We start from the raw sequence: 17,014 nt of genomic DNA, 5'->3' as shown, positions 1-17,014 counted from the left end.
AGTAGAATAATTTGCATTACCATGGTGATAGAATAGTGATTGATTACTAAAATGATTTTCCTCGTAGCCCCCCTTATTCAAAAAGGCGACCCCACTCTCCGTCAACCCAGATGCTGGCTGTAGCCAATTGCACCCCGAGCACAATCAAGGCTGCCACCAGAGAGACAACCGAAAGAGCTGCAGCCGCGCCTTCACCTTCCTCGGAAGAAGCGTCATCATCATCCGCAGTTCGGATGGTGGCCGCTTGGGACGGAGTGGCAGGAGCATCCATCGGCTGGGTTTGAGTCAACTGAACGGTCGCCTTAGGCAATTGCTGGCTGGCAGCCCCCGTAGCAGGACCACCGGTCAAAGGAACGGTTCCCGGACCAGATCCTCCCGGAGTGTTCAATCTCACCGTCGGTGCAGGCGTGGCAAGTTTGGTTGCCGGACCGGTAGCTCCGCCGGTTTGCAATTTGACTGTCGGTGCAGGTGCGGGAGGCACGGCTGTCGCCGGGCCGGAAGTCTTCAAAGGAATCGTGGGCGCGGGCGCCGGAGGCTTGGGGCTGGTAGGCACCGCACCTGTCGGAGGGGTCAGAGGAGCCGGAGGGGCGGTCGGTCCTTTTGCTCCCTGAGGTGGAGCTTTCAAGGTCACGCGCACGGTTTCCTTACGGATAGGCACCGCAGAGGTCTTGGTCATTGGCGCGGAATCGCCGGTTATTGTCTTCGGCTTGTTATCTTCGTTCTCACTCATAAATCTGATCGTTGGTGTCGTTGATGGTAGGTGTTTGAGGTTGCTCCAAAGGTATTTCCGGCAAATACGGCAATCCTTTCAGCAGTCCCGCAACCGAAAACCTCCGAGCATCCATAGATAAAAAGAGGTATTCTTTTCTTTAGTAAAGACGTTTTCACCCCCCCATGTCAAACCCGCAGGTCACTTTTTTTGACTCCCGTCCAACAGACCCGACCCAACGCAGACCGCCGCCTACCCCCTGTATTCACAAGCAGGCATCAAGTTTAACCCTTGATCGTCATATTTCCCAATTCTTACGAATCTTGAATAATCCTTTGCACGACCTGCGTTTAAGGGCTAATTCACTCATATGCCTATGGACACACAAAGCAATTCAAGACGTCATTTTCTTAAAAAAATCGGAGGCGCTGGTGCCGGCCTCGCCGCAGCCAGCGTTGTAGCCAAAGCTGCAGACTCCACACCATCCCGCCCAAGCGGTGCGAAGTACATGGGGGATTTTATCGCACCCAAACTCGACACAATCAAAGTAGCCATCATCGGTTGTGGTGCCCGTGGAGGAACCCACTTCAACCACGTGTCCGCCTTCGAAGGGACTGAATTTGTCGGCATCTGCGACCTCCACCAGGACCTTTGCGAACGCGCCAAGAAAAAAGTTCTGGCCAATGGCAAAGGCAAACGCCACCAAAATGTCAAACTCTACCACGGAGACAAGCACGCCTACAAAAAGATGCTCAAGGAAACCAAGCCCGACCTCGTCTACGTGGTCACTCCTTGGGAATGGCACGCCCCCATGGCCATCGACGCCATGAATGCAGGTGCCCACGTCGCCGTCGAGGTCCCACTGACCACCACCATCAAAGAAACCTGGGAACTGATCGACACCTCGGAAAAAACCCAAAAACACTGCATGATGCTCGAAAACGTCAACTACGGACGCGACGAGTTGATGTATCTCAACATGTGCAGACTGGGAATCTTTGGCGATATCCTCCACGGTGAAGCCGCCTACATCCACGAACTTCGCGGACAAATGAGACATGTCGAAAACGGACGTGGCACCGGTAGCTGGCGCACATACCACTGGGCCAAAAAGAGTGGCAACCTCTACCCGACCCACGGACTCGGCCCCGTCGCCCAGTATATGAACCTCGCACGTGGCGACGACAACTTCCGCAGGATTGTCTCCTTCTCATCTCCGGCAAAAAACCACGCGCTCTACGCCAAGAAACACTTCAAACCTGACAGCGAGCTCAACAAAATCACCTACGAAGGTGGTGACATGAGTACCTCCATCATCAAGACCACCCTCGGTCGCACCGTGATGGTCCAGTGGGATGAAAGCAGTCCGCGCCCTTACTCCCGCCACAACCTGATCCAAGGAACCAAGGGAACCGGAGCCGGCTTCCCAACCCGCATCGCCCTCGACTACGGCAAGGACGAAGGTCTGCCAGAAAAGCTTTTCAAGGCACTGGCGGGCGACAGAAAGCACACCAACTACCACGGATGGGCCCAGGGAGACAAAATCAAGGCCTTCTACGAAGCCTTCGACCACCCGCTCTACAAGCGTATGGCCGACGTCGCCAAGAAGATGGGCGGCCACGGTGGCATGGATGCCATCATGAACTTCCGGGTGATCGAATGTCTGCGTAAAGGTCAACCGCTTGACCAAAACGTCTACGAAGGAGCCTTCTGGTCCGCGGTTACCCCTCTGTCCATGAAGTCCGTCGCCGAAGACGGCATGCCTCAGGACTTCCCCGACTTCACTCGAGGTCAGTGGAAAAACACCAAGCCCCTGCCCATCGTCCAGTAAGGTGGACGGTTCAGGAAATTGAGATTTCCAACACTGAAGTTTCCAACACTGAAACCTCCCATACGTAATTTAATCATGGCGGCCTCATCCGAGGTCGCCATTTTTTTGTAGGGTCTATCGGCCCGAATAGACCAATAATACCATTTGAGTGGTTAGTTTGTCGGAATGGCGGTGTTCATTTGGCCTTGAGTTCAAGGCGTGACAAAGGAATGTAGCGAGCTACATGACTGAGGAAAAACGCCGAAATCAAGCCAAAGAAATACCGCTTTTCATTCCATCAGCTCCGCTGGCTAGCTTCCATATCAAGCTCTTAACTATTTGTCCATTCCGTTAAAATAACCGGGAGAATGGTATAAACCGAATGCCACCCTGCTAAACAAGAAGGCCGCCCATCGGAGTGCGGCGGCTTGACGCCGCTTTTTATCCAGAACATCTCCACCAACGATCCAGCATAGCACCCTTACCACCCAAGGGTGAGTTCATCTTTTATTACATAGGGGCACCTCTAAGTTGAGAAAACAAAAAAACGAACCGAGGGAGCGATCTGAGCCCACGCAGCCCACACAGCCTACGCTTAAGTTAAGGCAAAGCGGCGTCAAGCCGCCGCACTCCAACAGCCCCGCCATCTCCAATCCTTCACCGGGAGCCACTCAGCTTAGCGTTGCCCACACTCACCCGCGGGTCACCTTGGTCACCTTACCGGCCACAACCGTAAAATTGAGACGTTCCGGCAAATAATCCATCGTTACCATACGCTGCTTACCATCAACGCTCACCACGCGATACTTTCGCTTTTCTTTGACAGCTAACGCTTTGGCATCCGCCAAATCCATACCGATGTAGCGATCGTCACCTTCGGTTTTCTTTGCATCCTTCTTCATTGGTTCTTTCTTTGAGGCATCTTCCACCTTCTCAGCAGGCAATTCAGTCCGGTCAGGAGCCTTGGCTTGCTCCGTCCCCTTCGCAACTTCTTCTTGTGCTCCTGGCTCCGCAAGCTCAACCTGGTCTGCTGGTTTGCAAGCATAGAGGCTCGCTCCCAGAGCAATCATCATTGTCATCTTTGTCATAGCGACACCCTATCCCACATTGAAAAAAAGACAAAAGAAAAGCCGACCCCCATCGGAAGGCCGGCTAATCATTAAATGGGTTCGCTGTGGCGAATGATCGCTAATCGATCTACCACTATCTATCCAGATTAGGGTGCAAGCACCTTCATGGTTGGAATCAAGCCAATCTGTGGCTCTCCTGTTCCACCTTGGGCAGTGGCACGGGCAAGCACACCCTCTCCAACAATACCGCAGCAGGACTTAGGGCAAAAGCTCGATCCGCACTTGCGGCAGGACTGCTTCACCGTCTCCTTGTGTGTCGTTGGAACACGGTCAGTCACAACATAGGAAGTCTTGCCACTGTATACAGTGCGCTGCACCTCTTGATAGGTTGTCACTTCTTTTTCAGCCGTCAACTTGCCCGGGCAAAGCGATAAAATGCCACAGCAGGATGACAGCGTTAGGGAAAGAACAGCAAGGGCGAGAAGTTGGAACGTAGTTTTCATGATGTGCCCACGATTCTAGGAAACTATCGCCACAGCGCAATAAAAAAGCACGGTTAATTTAGGAATCTTCTCCACGAGCTTACGCACTCCACTCTGATGGGTCTCGCAGACGTAGCTCTGATCCCAGTCCAAAGGAAATAAACATTCCCGCTTCATCGAGCCAAGCCCTGCTCCTCCAACCGAGTGATCAGGGTATTTTTGATGCCGCTTCTTGCCCATTGGAATCGGGTATCGAAGAAATGGGCCAACAATAATGAAAGATTCATATTGCAAACTTCGTTTTATGTTTTAAATAGAAAACGTCGTTTCAATTTAATCAAGTCTCTCGAGACGATATCAACCACCACACGTATCATCATGTTTGAATTTGACTGGATCTGGCTTGTCATGGCCTTCTGCGGCGGCGTCTTTGGTGCGGCGGTGGGAGCCCTTCCCTCTTTTGTTCTCTGCGGAGTCGGAGCCTTACTGGGAGGGCTCTACAGCATGTCCACCGGATCTGATGTCAACCTGGTAGACACCTGGGTGACCTGGGGGCCACTGGTCGGTCCCCAAACAGCCTTTGGGGGTGGAGCGGTTGCCGCCATTTACGCCAAACGCCGGGGAGTGCTGGAAAACGGGAGGGATATCTGCACGCCTCTGATGGGATGCAATGCTCCCGATGTCCTGTTGGTCGGGGGTGTGTTTGGTGCCATCGGGGCCTTACTCACTCTGGCCTGCGCCAACATTCCAACGATCGGGGGGCACGCCTCCAACAATGCGATCGCCACGGCGATTGTCCTGACCATGATGCTCGGCCGGCTTATCTTCGGAGAAAGCGGACTATTCGGCAAAGTCGCTCAGGGAACCAACCGCTGGGAGGGCTCGGACGCCGGCTGCTGGCTCACTTGGCAACACGACTGGCCTCAAATTCTAATCATCTCCTGTGCCGTAGGAATTCCGGCGTCACATCTCGCCCTGACGGTCCCCGCCAGCGGCCTGATCCTTTTTGGGCTCGGGTGCATCATTTTCACCTTCATGATTTTTGGAGCCAAAGTCCCAGTGTTTCATAACATTGCACTGGCATCGCTGTTAGCCGTAGGAGCCACGCAAAACCTGTGGTGGGGCCTGGCCATGGCCATCCTGGTCGCCTTTCTCTGCGAACTGGCTGCGATGCTGTTCTGTGCACATGGCGATTCCCACATCGATCCGCCCACGGTCAGCCTGATGCTCACGGGCATCTTACAGCCGATCTTTCTTGCCACCGGACTCATGAAGCCTGCAGGAGCATCCTGGGATGCCACCCCCGTCATCATGGTCTGTCTGTTTGCCATTGGTTTCCCCATTCTGCTCACAGCCCTTCGATCGATCAAACCCAAGAGGGCGAGTGTTTCCAGCGAACTCGACGAAGCTTTTTAAACCAATCTAACACAATCCATTCAATACACCAATCTCATGAATTCATTTGAATACTATAATCCTGTCCGCGTGGTCTTTGGCCCGGGAACACTGCAACGAGTCGGCGAGGAAGCTGCCAAACTCGGCACATCTGCCATGATCGTTTCCTACGCCGATCACAAACTACTCAAGCCCGTACTGACTCAAGCAGAATCTTTGATGAAAGCAGCGGGGGTCTCATCCATCACCTTTCTTGAAGTCGAGCCCAACCCGGAAATTGGAACAGTCGAACGCGGAGTTCAAATTGCCAAGGAGAGTGGCGTCGACATGGTGGTCGGCATCGGAGGAGGCAGTGCGATGGACGCAGCCAAAGCTATCGCTGCTGGATTTTACTACTCGGGAGACCTCTGGAATATGGTTTACAGCCGACACGACAACGTCGACGCCATTCCACCGGAAAAAGCCCTCCCCATGCTGATGGTATCCACCCTGCCAGCCACGGCATCCGAGATGAACCAGTGTGCAGTGGTCAGCAATCCGGCACTAAAGGAGAAATCCTACATCTGGGGCGAGTGTCTGTTTCCCAAGACGGCCATCCTCGATCCCGAACTGACCACCACCCTACCGACCTTCCAAACCGCATGTGGAGCTGCCGACACCATTTCACACGTGCTCGAAATCTACTTCAACGGCCAGGACAAGTCGGATCTCCTGCACCGATGGCAGGAAGGCGTCATGCGCAATGTCATCGAAAACCTTCCCAAGGTGCTCGCTAACGAGGCGGACATCGACGCCCGCACCGAACTGCAATGGACTGCCACCTGTGCCCTCAACGGATGGGCATCTCCCGGTGACGCCTGGACTCCGATGCACCAGGTAGGCCACGTCCTGACATCCCGTCATGGCATCAACCATGGATCCACCTTGTCCATCATCATGCCCGCATGGATGGAATACTACAAATCGACCAAACCCGAGCGTTGCTTCACCTTTGCGACCAGAGTCATGGGCATCGATCCCGAAGGCAAGTCACAAAGCGAAGTCATCGACGAAGGACTCTGCGCCTTCCGCAGGTTTCTAAAAACATCCGGAGTCCCGATCACAATGAGTGAAAAAGGAGTCACCAAAGCCGACATTCCAGCCATCGTGGAAGGAGTCAAAACCGTCAGCTTCGGATCCGACGGCATGCTGTCCTGCAACCCCCCCGTCTCCGCCGAGGACATTTCCAATATTCTGCTCAAGGCACTCTAACAAACAACCATAATCCGATGAAATACTCCGCCGAGGAAGTTGCCCGAATGATCGATCTGAGTTGTGTCCGAGCGGACAGCACTCTCGATGAGATCCGCGAAATGGCAGAAACAGCCAAACAATACGGCTGCATTTGCACCTTCGCCCTACCGGCACACACCCCGATGCTGATCGATCTGGTCGTGGACTGCGAGGATGTCCTCGTGGGTGGCACGGTTGGATTTCCGGACGGTGGAGCGACTACGGCAAGCAAGGTATCCGAAGCCACCGAGCTCCGCGAGATGGGCTGCGACGAACTCGACATGGTGATGAACATCGCCTGGCTCAAGGCCGGTCAAGACGAACGGGTGAAACGAGACATCCAGGCCGTGATCACGGCCGCCTGTGGGCTGCCTGTGAAAGTCATTCTGGAGTGCCACCACCTCAGCGATGAAGAAATCGTGCGGGCCTGTGAGATTGCCTCCGAAGCGGGGGTTCAATTTGTCAAAACCGGAACGGGCTGGGCTCCGAGTGGAGCCACCCTTGCCAACACCTCACTGATGAAACAAACCGTCGGAGATCGTTGCGAAGTCAAGGCCGCCGGGGGAGTGCGCGATTTGGAGACCTTGCTCGCCATGGTCGATGTCGGCGTCACCCGCTTCGGTATCGGTGTCCGCACCGCGGTCGCCATCCTCGAAGAAATCAACAAGGGGCAAAAGCCGGCCGGCCCTGTTGAGTCGGCATATTAACATTTACACCCCCGTATCAACCACAGCCACCATGGAAGCAACGATCCTCGCCTACGACTTCGGAACCGGAGGAACCAAGGCCTCCCTCTATGATGCTGCAGGCCAGTGCCTCGCCAGTGATTTTGCGTCGTATGAAACCTACTATCCACAAGATGGTTGGCATGAACAACGACCTGAAGACTGGTGGCAATCGGTGATCGACAGTACCCGTAGGTTATTTGAACAATCCTCGGAGGACCCAGGCAAGGTTCGGGCTATCGGCATTTCCGGCCATAGCCTGGGATTGGTTCCGATGGACGAGGATGGCCAATTGTTACGCGATCAGGTGCCTATCTGGTCGGACTCCCGACCGGACACCCAGATGGATTCCTTTTTTAAGCACATCAGCGAAGAGGATTGGTATCAACTGACAGGCAACGGATTCCCCCCCGCTCTCTACACGGTCTTTAAAATGATGTGGCTGCGCGATCACGAGCCGGAAACCTTCGAGCACATCCACCAGGTGATCGGAACCAAGGACTATGTGAATTACAAAATGACCGGAGTCATGGCCACCGACTACTCCTATGCCTCGGGTAGCGGAGTTTATGATCTTAAGGCCTGGAACTATTCCGACACCCTGATCAATGCCAGTGGCCTGCCTGCCGGGATTTTTCCGAAAATTGTTCCCTCCACTGAAATTCTGGGGACATTGACTGCGGAAGCAGCCGAAGCACTCGGATTGCCTGAGTCCGTGCAAGTCGTAGCCGGAGGAGTCGACAACTCCTGCATGGCTCTGGGGGCTCTTGCCTACAAAGAAGGTGCCTGCTACAACTCGATGGGATCCTCGAGCTGGATCGCCGTTTCGTCCAGCAAGCCGCTCGTCGACCTCTCCACCCGCCCCTACGTCTTCACCCATGTCGTGCCCGGCATGTTCAACTCCGCCACTGCCATCTTTTCGGCAGGCTCCTCGTTCCGCTGGATGCGGGAACAAGTCTGCACCAACCTTGATCAGGAAGGAAAAAACACCTACGAGGCAATGATCGAGCTTGCCGAATCCTCGGCACCCGGAGCCAACGGAGTCAGCTTTGTCCCCCACCTCGCCGGAGGATCTTCACTGGATGAAACCCCGGACGTCCGTGGAGCGTTCCTCAATATCAATCTGGGCACCACCCAGGCCGATTTGATCAGAGCCACGATGGAAGGTATCTGTTTCGGGCTTAAACAGGCTCTCGATGCCTTACAGTCCATTACCCCGATCAGCGACTCCATTCTTGCCGTTGGAGGAGGCAGTCGCAGTGATTTCTGGGTGCAGATGTATGCCGACATCTACGGCAAAACCATCACCCGGACCAATGTCGACCAGCAGGCGGCGGCACTGGGGGCAGCCGCACTCGCCGCCGTCGGATGTGGCATCTGGGAAGATTTTTCCACTCTGGACTCGGTTCATCAGGTAACCGATCAGCAACAACCCTCTGAGAAACAAAACTTTATCGGTGCTTACAGTCGCTTTTTACAAGCTAGTCATGTATGTTGCGCGTTCGCAAACCATGAAAACGACTAACGAAAGATATCACGTTCCGGCACTCGTCCGGTCACTCGAAGTTATCGACTGCCTCACCAAGCAAGGTCGGGAGGGAGCCACATTGACTGAAATTATGAACACCCTCGGGTATCCGAAAAACTCGATTTTCCGGATCACCACCACCCTGCTCGACCTTGGTTACCTGTCCCGCCACCCGGAATCCCAAAAATTCACCCTGACCAAAAAGTTCCTAGCCTTCGGACTGCACGCCATTTCAGACGAGAACATCATCGAACAATCGATGGATATCATGCGCAAACTGCGCGACAGCACTCGGGCAGCGGCCTTCATCGGTGTGATGAACGAGGGCAAGGGCGTCATGCTGGAGCAAGCCCCCGGCGGCTACCCGTTCAAACTTTCGATCGAACCCGGCTCCCAATTCCGTATGCACTGCAGTGCTCCGGGCAAAGCCATGCTCGCCTTCATGCGTGATGATGAAGCCGAACCCATCCTGAAAAAAATGCAATTCCCGGGATTTACCGACACCACCATCACCACACTGCGGGCCTACCGGAAGGAACTCGCGGAGGTCAAAGAGTTGGGATACGCCCTAGATCGAGCCGAAGAGTTCGAAGGTATCCACTGTGTTGGGGCCCCGATTTTCGACCACACCCAACGCGTCATCGCCACTCTCTGGATCAGCGGATCCAGCAGTAACCTACCGAGCGACACCTTCCCCGAACTGGGAGAAAAAGTCAAAGATGCCGCAGCCCGCATCTCGGTCCGGCTCGGCTATGAAACCTCACCTTGATACGTATCGTATTGATCAACACTCATAACCCACATCAAACCATCCATGAAGACACCGTTATTCATCTGCGCTGCTGCCACTCTGGGCTTACTCCTGACCAGTCCTGTTCACGCCAAAGGGAAAAACTCCCCAACAAGCCTGCGTGCTGCCATCGAGGATCTGCAGATGAAATACGGTGATCGCTACCCACAGGCCAAGGCCTACCTCAAAGAGCTGGATCAAAAAGCAAACCAAAGCGGAGAAAACTTCCAGAAGCTCCAGCAACGCGCACTCCGCGCCCACCCCCTGCTGACCAACACTCCCGTGCTGTTTGTTGAACGGGCCCAGTACCTGAGCGACCACCACAACACGGAAACCATCTTCCAAACCGACGAAGTCTGCACCCACAAATACCGCCCGAGCGGACCGATGAAGCTGCTCGATGTGGCAACGGGTAAAACCAAGGTGCTACTCGACCCCGGCAAGGATGGCTCGATCCGAGACCCCGAAGTCCACCCTGATGGCACACGAGTCATTTTCTCAATGCGTAAAAACATTCAGGACGACTACCACATCTACGAAATCAGCTCCAAGGGCTCGGGCTTGAAGCAGCTGACATCCGCCAAAGGCGTGGCCGATTTCGACCCATGCTACCTTCCCGACGGCTCGATTGTTTTTTCCTCCACCCGGGAGCCGAAGTTCTGCGGATGCAACCGCCACATCATGGCCAACCTGTTTCGCATGGAAGCCGATGGGGCCAATATCCACCAAATCGGTAAAAGCACCCTGTTCGAGGGGCAAAGCTCGGTCATGCCCGATGGCCGCATCCTCTACAACCGCTGGGAGTATGTCGACCGTAACTTCGGTGACGCCCAAGGACTCTGGACCGTCAACCCAGACGGCACGAACCACGCCGTCTACTGGGGTAATAACACTGCCAGCCCGGGAGGCGTGCTTGATGCCCGCATGATCCCCGGCACCAACCTCACCCTCTGCACCTTTTCCTCCTGCCACGACGTCCCATGGGGCGCCATGGCCATCATCGACCGCAACCTCGGCGTGGACGGCCGTAAGTCCGTCGTCCGCACCTGGCCGGCCGATGCCATCAATCTGGTAGACAAAGGAAACTTCGACACCTTCAAACGGGTCAACCCGAAATATGAAGACCCGTTCCCACTCAGTGAAACCACGTTTCTCGTGTCACGCATGACCCAAACAAAAGGGAAAAAGGGACGCCCGATGGGGATCTTTCTGGTCGACACCTTCGGCAACGAAATCCTGCTGCACAGCGAAGGACGCGGATGTTACGAGCCGATGCCCGTCACCACCAGCAAGCCCGCCCCGGTCAAACCCATCACCCGTGACTACAAACCCAACGGCACCGGCACGTTTTACGTGCAAAACGTCTACATTGGCACCCACATGCAAGGGGTGGCTCCGGGAGAAATCAAATACCTGCGTGTTGTCGAAGCTCCTGAGAAACGCACCTGGATCAACAACCCATGGAGTGGTCAAGGGACCCAGTGGCCCGCCATGAACTGGCACAACTTCCAGAATAAACGCATCCTCGGCACCGTCCCTGTCGAGGAAGACGGCTCGGTTCATTTCGAATGCCCGGCCGATACCTTTGTCTTTTTCCAGCTACTCGATAAAGACAAAATGATGATCCACTCGATGCGCAGTGGCACCAGCATCCAGTCCGGAGAAACCCAGGGCTGCGTCGGCTGCCACGAAGACCGCAACAGTGCGGTTCCCCTCAACACCCAGAAACAACCACTCGCCATGAAGCGGGCAGCTTCCAAGCTGAGCGGTTGGAAAGGAAAGCCAAGGGAGTTCAGCTACCAAGGTGAGGTGCAACCGGTATTCGACCAGCATTGCGTTTCCTGCCACGATTATGGCAAACCCGCCGGACAAAAACTCAACCTCGCCAGCGACCGAACGCTGGTCTTCAATGCCTCCTACATTGACCTTTGGAGCAAAGGATACGTCAATGCGATTGGAGCCGGCCCCGCCGCCATCCAGCAGGCACGCAGCTGGGGCGCTGCCAACAGCCGCTTGGTCAAAGCCCTCACGGTGGACCACCAAAACATCCCGGAGCACAAGGACGTCCGCCTCAAGCGTGATGAGCTTGAAAAGATTACCACCTGGCTCGATCTCAATGCTCCCTACTACCCAACATTCCAATCCGCCCACCCCGAAGGTTTGGCCGGACGCTCACCACTCACCCCTGCGGAAGTGGGCAAACTAGGGAAACTGACCAAGACCCGTTTTGTCACCGGGCACAATCACCGCCAAGGAGCCCAGATCAGTTTCGAGCGCCCTGAACTCAGCCCCTGCCTGAGTAAACTCGATCCGAAGTCCAAGGAATATCGCGTAGCCCTCGCTCTGATCAACGAAGGTAAAAAGCGCCTCACCCAAACCCCACGAGGTGACATGCCTGGCTTCAAACCCAGTGACCGGGACCTGAAGCGTTTGAAGAAATACACCGACCGGAAAAAAATCGAGGAGGCCAACCGCAAGGCCATCCAGGAAGGAAACAAACGATACGACCGGGACTTCCAGTAAGTGCTAAGCAAGCACCACATCCTCATCATTCCACATGCGCAATGCCCCTCGGTATTGCGCATTTTTTTGTTCAAGCCGGGCACCATATTATACCATTTGATCAGTTAAATTGGCTGAATGGCACTGAAGGTTTTCGATTTTAACTAGGCGCAAGGAAGGCGCATAGCGGGCTATGCAACCGACGCGCAACAACGGTAAAATCTAAAAGATTCAGTGCCCCCTTGCCATTCAGCTTGCTGACTGACTCATCATCTTAAACTCAAACCATTCTGCCAATTTAACTGGGAGAATGGTATTAACCGTGACAAATCTTCGGAGCTTCTCCACGTTCCCCGCCGTTCACATCGAGCCATCCGATCATGCCTACCATCACCCGACACCTCCTCCTCTTCAGCCTCCTCCTGCCCCTCACCAGTTCCGCCCACGACGAAAAGTCATCGCCTCCTGCGGATGGGCAATGGCACAGCAACCTTGACCTCGGCCTCACCATCGCCAAAGGCAACACCGACTCCCTGATGGTAGCCGCCGGTATTCAAACACAGAAAAAACAAGGGCCCAACGCCCTGTTTGGTAGCCTCAGTTATAGTTACGGAGAGGAAGACGAAAACAAAACCACCGACGAAACACTCGCAAAGGCCACATGGAAACACCAGTACGCTGGAGAAAATTTCTACGGACTCCGCTTTGACGGCCGCAGAGACACCTTCGCCAAAATCGATTACCGGATGTCTCTCACCGGCAGCCTGGGTCATTACCTTCTCAACAGCGACACCCACCTCCTGTCACTGGAATTCGGTCTCGGAGGAACCTTCGAAGAAAAAGACAGCACCGAAGACAACTACGCCCACGCCTTGGTCGCCCAGCACTTCGAATACCTGATCAGTCAGGACACCAAATTCTACCAAAACTTTTCCTGGTTCCCACGACTGGATGATGGGCAGGATTATAAAATCATCTTTGAAGCCGGCCTCGAAACCGACCTTACCGATACGATCGCCCTCAAAGTTTTTCTCTCGGACCAATACGAAAATGCTCCTGCCGAAGACAAAGAGAAAAATGACATCAAACTCATCACCGGTATCGCCTACAAGTTTTAGGCCAAAGAAAGGCCTACAAAAAGTGAAGGAGCCGCTACGGCCAAATACACAACCCGTAGCGACTCCATGCAGATGGATGCAGCTTCACATCTACAAACGAATCATCTGCCCCAACCCACACGAACCCATAAGCATCGTGTAGAAAACATGGCACATGAAACCATACGGGATTTTATATAGGCCTAGACCCACTGATGCGCCAGAGGAATCAGGTCCCAGTTTTCGCCACCAACTCAGCCTCAAGATGACGGATGCTTAAACATCAGCAACCGTTTTTTAATCGCAGCGTATAGCTCGTCTTCCCAATCGATTCCTACAATCGACGGACTGTCGACACCCGCCCGGTAGTCCACTGGAGAAATCAGCACCCCGGTCTTGCTGGCTCCGACACGAACCACCCAGACAAACAATTCTTCAATCGCTTCGTCACCCACGGGAATACATCCGATCGTCGCCGACCTCCCGTGAATCATGATATCATCACCGAGACGACGTCGTCCGTCCGACTCTCCCTTCTCCCGATCGAAATCATTGGGATAGCTCACCTTCATGGAGAGATGAAATGAGCTGTTAGGATTCAGATATTCAATCCCATACTCACCTTCGGGAATCTGCCCATCCCCTTGCTCTAACTTCGGGCCCAACTCCCCCGAGTAACCGGTAAACGGATACTCTTTGATGAGAACATACGAGTCTTCGTATTGCCCCCACATCTCCAGGATTTGTTTCTCCTTGATCGCGATCAGCATCAAACGGTCGGGGTAAGCGTCACGACCGATCCGTGAGAGTGCCGGAGCCATCCGATCACGCACTGGTTCCTCATACCGAGCCATGATGTCCTCGACGCTATCTTTCCCGGCTAACTTCAAATAATATGGCCCCCACAGCGGGCGGCCATAATGATAGAATGCGATTATCGCCAGAACCGAGCCCAACAATAGAAACAAGAACGTCCTGCGCTTCATTGTCGGCAGTCTATCGGCAAGCCTCATCCGTTGTCGAGTGGATTCAGTCTATTGGGAAATCGACCGCCAGGTCAGGGCTTCGGCAAATGCTTGTTCATCAAGATCGGATTCCACATCCATAACGACCGACTCACCGGGAAGCAAATCAAAGTAATTGTCCGGGAACTTCGCATCTCCCGGGCTCAATGACAGATACAGATTTTTGATCAGCATATCTGCCTCCAATTCCAGTCGCATCACACCATCACCAGGGCTCATTTTCCAACCCAGATCCGGACGCGGTAATGCGAGCTCCTTGACCTTCGCAAAGTAGAACACGCACTTCGCCTGTTCGGATCCCGCAACATTCAATCTTGCGACAAGCGCCGATTGTTTAACCGGGTAGTTTTCCACGACATCGGGAACATCACTTTCAAAATACACACCACTCGAGTTGGCCGGCACCGTTACCAGCATATTCCGCTCTGCCAGAACCTGACCATGAAAGTCGATCAGCTCCAGCGACAACTCCCCATCAAGCTCATGTAAATGATCATTGATTACATGCAGGGTGAAACGATCCCCCTCGACGAAACTCGACAACAAAACCGGCTGGTAAGCTTTTTTTACAAAAAATTGTTGGGCCTTCCAGCGCAATGAGGAATCCATGGAGCTCCAGGAAGCCACCGGCCAGCAATCGTTCAACTGCCAATACAAGGTCCCCATGCAATAGGGCATCGCCCGGCGGTGCGCCTCAATCGCATATTTAATCAATTCAGCCTGCAATACCTGACCGACATAGAGAAACTCCTCGAAGTCCTTCGGTTCGTTATAGCTTTGCAACATGTAATGCCGGATCGCCTCATTCCCGACCGGGGAACGTTGATGCGCTTTCATGACATCCGTCAGCAGGCCATAGTCTTCGGGCAGGGCATATTCATTGACCGTCTTCAGCTCGGGAAACGATTGGAAACCATACTCGCTCATGAACCGGCCGACATGGGTCGAATACGTTTCGTATGGCAATTTCTTATGCCACACACCCCAGTAATGTTCGTCGCCATGGGTGAGTTCGGAAGGAACGCCAGGCTCCACGGATGGGCTCGACGACCAGTAATCCGTTCCCGGGTCATACTCATCAACAACCTCGGCCAAGAGTTCATGGAAAAGCACTTCATAATGCCGCCACAAGCGATCAACATGCTCTTGGCCCAACTCCATCTCTCGCTCTTTCCACCCCCAGCGTTCCCATGCGACGACAATTTCGTTATTCCCGCACCACAACGCCAGACAGGCGTGGTTACGCAATCGCTTGATGTTATCGATGGCCTCCTGGCGAACACTCTCAAGAAAAGCATCGTGCCCGGGGAACATCGCACAGGCAAACATGAAGTCCTGCCAGACGAGAATCCCCGCCTCGTCACAGAGGTCGTAAAAAAGATCTTCCTCGTAATAGCCACCACCCCATACACGCAGCATGTTGAAGTTCGATGCCTTTGCCGTGTCGATCACCTCACGGTATTTGTCCTCATCAACCCTCGTCGGATAGATATCATTCGGGATATAGTTCGCCCCTTTCATAAACACCGGCACGCCATTGAGCCGGAAGAAAAACGAACGCCCAACCTGATCATCCTCCTGGACCAGTTCAATGGTACGAATCCCCACACGCTCGCGGACCACTTGTTCGCTCTGGCCACAAACGAGTATGCAATCCAAGTCATACAAATGAGCCTCACCCAGACCGTTACACCACCAGAGCTTCGGGTTCTCGATGGAAAACTCCAACCGATGACAGCTTTCACCGGGCGAAAGCTCAAGCTGCTCACTGGCCAGAACATCACCCGCACACCTGAGTTCAAGACGGGCCGAACAAGCGACTCCAACCTCCAATTCATAAACCGCGGCCAAACTGGCACACTCGTCGTTCACTTGTTGCTGCAGTACCTGAACGTCGGCGATACGGGCATCATCCCAGGCTTTCAGCACGATCGGCCGCCATATGCCGCTGGATACCAAGCGAGGCCCCCAATCCCATCCATAGTGATACCCGGGTTTTCGCGTATGGACCGACACCCGCTTTCCTCCTTCGACCTGCCCATGTTCTGCCTGATCGGTAAACTGAGCCGGAACCACATAGTCCAGATCATCATACAGTTTGACCCCTTCGTTAATCGGCGACTTAAAATAAATGCGCAGGGAGTTTTTTCCTACCTTCAGAACCTCTTTAACATCCACCCACCATTCGCGAAACATGTTATCCGCGGAAAGAACCTCCACACCATTCACCTGTACCGAGGCATAGGTATCCAATCCATAAAAGTGCAGGGCAACCTTCTGCTTGCTCAGAGTGGCTTCATCGACATCAAATGACATCCTGTATTCCCAGTCTTCTTTATCGATCCACTGCAAGTCTGCCTCATTCAATCGCCAAAATGGATCCTCGATCATTCCATGGGACAACAAATCCGTATGGTTACAGCCCGGCACTTCGGCCGGCAACCAGCCATCGTCTCCCACTTTACGAAACTCCCAGTCGCGATCCAACATTTGTTCAGTCATCATCTTCATCATCAGCTCCTCCCTTTTAACCTCCCACTCCAATTTTCCAACTGCATTTCCCTCCCCCACCGGGCTTTAGACCAAGAAACCCGCAGTCTGTGCCGATT

Annotated in this window: 13 protein-coding genes; 8 read left to right on the top strand and 5 right to left on the bottom strand. The window is 54.0% G+C overall.

Annotation, left to right across the window (positions count from 1 at the left end):
• Positions 1-73: 73 nt before the first annotated feature.
• The gene (locus tag HW115_RS13385; protein WP_178933411.1) at positions 74-730 is read right to left on the bottom strand and encodes a hypothetical protein; all 657 of its coding nucleotides are present in this window, start codon (positions 728-730) and stop codon (positions 74-76) included.
• Positions 731-1,085: 355 nt separating this feature from the next.
• Between HW115_RS13385 and HW115_RS13380 the strand changes: the two genes are divergently transcribed.
• Positions 1,086-2,540 (top strand): Gfo/Idh/MocA family protein, encoded by a 1,455-nt coding sequence (locus HW115_RS13380; RefSeq protein ID WP_178933410.1) that lies wholly within the window; start codon positions 1,086-1,088, stop codon positions 2,538-2,540.
• Between the two features lie 671 nt (positions 2,541-3,211).
• Here HW115_RS13380 and HW115_RS13375 read toward each other — a convergent pair.
• Both HW115_RS13375 and HW115_RS13370 read right to left on the bottom strand, forming a co-directional pair.
• Positions 3,212-3,607, bottom strand: a complete 396-nt coding sequence (locus HW115_RS13375) for a hypothetical protein (RefSeq protein ID WP_178933409.1) — start codon at positions 3,605-3,607, stop codon at positions 3,212-3,214.
• A 128-nt stretch (positions 3,608-3,735) separates the two neighbouring features.
• Entirely contained in the window at positions 3,736-4,092 is a 357-nt protein-coding gene (locus tag HW115_RS13370) for a hypothetical protein (protein WP_178933408.1), read from the bottom strand.
• Positions 4,093-4,449: 357 nt separating this feature from the next.
• Between HW115_RS13370 and HW115_RS13365 the strand changes: the two genes are divergently transcribed.
• From HW115_RS13365 to HW115_RS13335, 7 genes are all read left to right on the top strand, one after another.
• A complete protein-coding gene (locus HW115_RS13365; protein WP_178933407.1) occupies positions 4,450-5,487 on the top strand; it encodes a DUF7973 family transport facilitator in 1,038 nt (345 codons plus the stop codon).
• A gap of 36 nt (positions 5,488-5,523) precedes the next feature.
• A complete protein-coding gene (locus HW115_RS13360) occupies positions 5,524-6,717 on the top strand; it encodes an iron-containing alcohol dehydrogenase (RefSeq protein WP_178933406.1) in 1,194 nt (397 codons plus the stop codon).
• Between the two features lie 17 nt (positions 6,718-6,734).
• Positions 6,735-7,445, top strand: coding sequence for a deoxyribose-phosphate aldolase (deoC, locus tag HW115_RS13355; RefSeq protein ID WP_178933405.1), 711 nt, complete (start codon positions 6,735-6,737; stop codon positions 7,443-7,445).
• Positions 7,446-7,476: 31 nt separating this feature from the next.
• Complete coding sequence (locus tag HW115_RS13350) at positions 7,477-8,988, top strand: xylulokinase (RefSeq protein ID WP_178933404.1); 1,512 nt, start codon at positions 7,477-7,479, stop codon at positions 8,986-8,988.
• On the top strand, positions 8,975-9,760 hold the full coding sequence (locus HW115_RS13345; protein ID WP_178933403.1) for an IclR family transcriptional regulator: 786 nt from the start codon (positions 8,975-8,977) through the stop codon (positions 9,758-9,760). Before HW115_RS13350 ends, HW115_RS13345 begins: the two co-directional genes overlap by 14 nt.
• 45 nt (positions 9,761-9,805) lie before the next feature.
• Entirely contained in the window at positions 9,806-12,304 is a 2,499-nt protein-coding gene (locus tag HW115_RS13340; RefSeq protein WP_178933402.1) for an HzsA-related protein, read from the top strand.
• Positions 12,305-12,663: 359 nt separating this feature from the next.
• The gene (locus HW115_RS13335; protein WP_178933401.1) at positions 12,664-13,401 is read left to right on the top strand and encodes a DUF481 domain-containing protein; all 738 of its coding nucleotides are present in this window, start codon (positions 12,664-12,666) and stop codon (positions 13,399-13,401) included.
• A gap of 239 nt (positions 13,402-13,640) precedes the next feature.
• On the opposite strand, the gene HW115_RS13330 is transcribed toward HW115_RS13335, so the two are convergent.
• Positions 13,641-14,366: a L,D-transpeptidase family protein gene (locus tag HW115_RS13330; protein WP_178933400.1), complete on the bottom strand. Its 726-nt coding sequence runs from the start codon at positions 14,364-14,366 to the stop codon at positions 13,641-13,643.
• 48 nt (positions 14,367-14,414) lie between these two features.
• A complete protein-coding gene (locus tag HW115_RS13325) occupies positions 14,415-16,910 on the bottom strand; it encodes a beta-mannosidase (protein WP_178933399.1) in 2,496 nt (831 codons plus the stop codon).
• Positions 16,911-17,014 lie beyond the last annotated feature (104 nt).

The organism is Oceaniferula marina, assembly GCF_013391475.1.
Classification (GTDB): Bacteria; Verrucomicrobiota; Verrucomicrobiia; order Verrucomicrobiales; family Akkermansiaceae; genus Oceaniferula; species Oceaniferula marina.
Note: the sequence above shows the minus strand (reverse complement) of the source record. Positions and strands in the feature narration are given on the sequence as shown.

Excerpts from the sequence above, each read along its gene's own strand:
- HW115_RS13365 (WP_178933407.1), top strand. The coding sequence starts at position 4,450 with ATGTTTGAATTTGACTGGATCTGGCTTGTCATGGCCTTCTGCGGCGGC.
- HW115_RS13335 (WP_178933401.1), top strand. The coding sequence starts at position 12,664 with ATGCCTACCATCACCCGACACCTCCTCCTCTTCAGCCTCCTCCTGCCC.
- HW115_RS13385 (WP_178933411.1), bottom strand. The coding sequence starts at position 730 with ATGAGTGAGAACGAAGATAACAAGCCGAAGACAATAACCGGCGATTCC.
- HW115_RS13345 (WP_178933403.1), top strand. The coding sequence starts at position 8,975 with ATGAAAACGACTAACGAAAGATATCACGTTCCGGCACTCGTCCGGTCA.
- HW115_RS13370 (WP_178933408.1), bottom strand. The coding sequence starts at position 4,092 with ATGAAAACTACGTTCCAACTTCTCGCCCTTGCTGTTCTTTCCCTAACG.
- HW115_RS13380 (WP_178933410.1), top strand. The coding sequence starts at position 1,086 with ATGGACACACAAAGCAATTCAAGACGTCATTTTCTTAAAAAAATCGGA.
- HW115_RS13325 (WP_178933399.1), bottom strand. The coding sequence starts at position 16,910 with ATGATGACTGAACAAATGTTGGATCGCGACTGGGAGTTTCGTAAAGTG.
- HW115_RS13360 (WP_178933406.1), top strand. The coding sequence starts at position 5,524 with ATGAATTCATTTGAATACTATAATCCTGTCCGCGTGGTCTTTGGCCCG.
- HW115_RS13340 (WP_178933402.1), top strand. The coding sequence starts at position 9,806 with ATGAAGACACCGTTATTCATCTGCGCTGCTGCCACTCTGGGCTTACTC.
- HW115_RS13330 (WP_178933400.1), bottom strand. The coding sequence starts at position 14,366 with ATGAAGCGCAGGACGTTCTTGTTTCTATTGTTGGGCTCGGTTCTGGCG.
- HW115_RS13350 (WP_178933404.1), top strand. The coding sequence starts at position 7,477 with ATGGAAGCAACGATCCTCGCCTACGACTTCGGAACCGGAGGAACCAAG.
- deoC (WP_178933405.1), top strand. The coding sequence starts at position 6,735 with ATGAAATACTCCGCCGAGGAAGTTGCCCGAATGATCGATCTGAGTTGT.
- HW115_RS13375 (WP_178933409.1), bottom strand. The coding sequence starts at position 3,607 with ATGACAAAGATGACAATGATGATTGCTCTGGGAGCGAGCCTCTATGCT.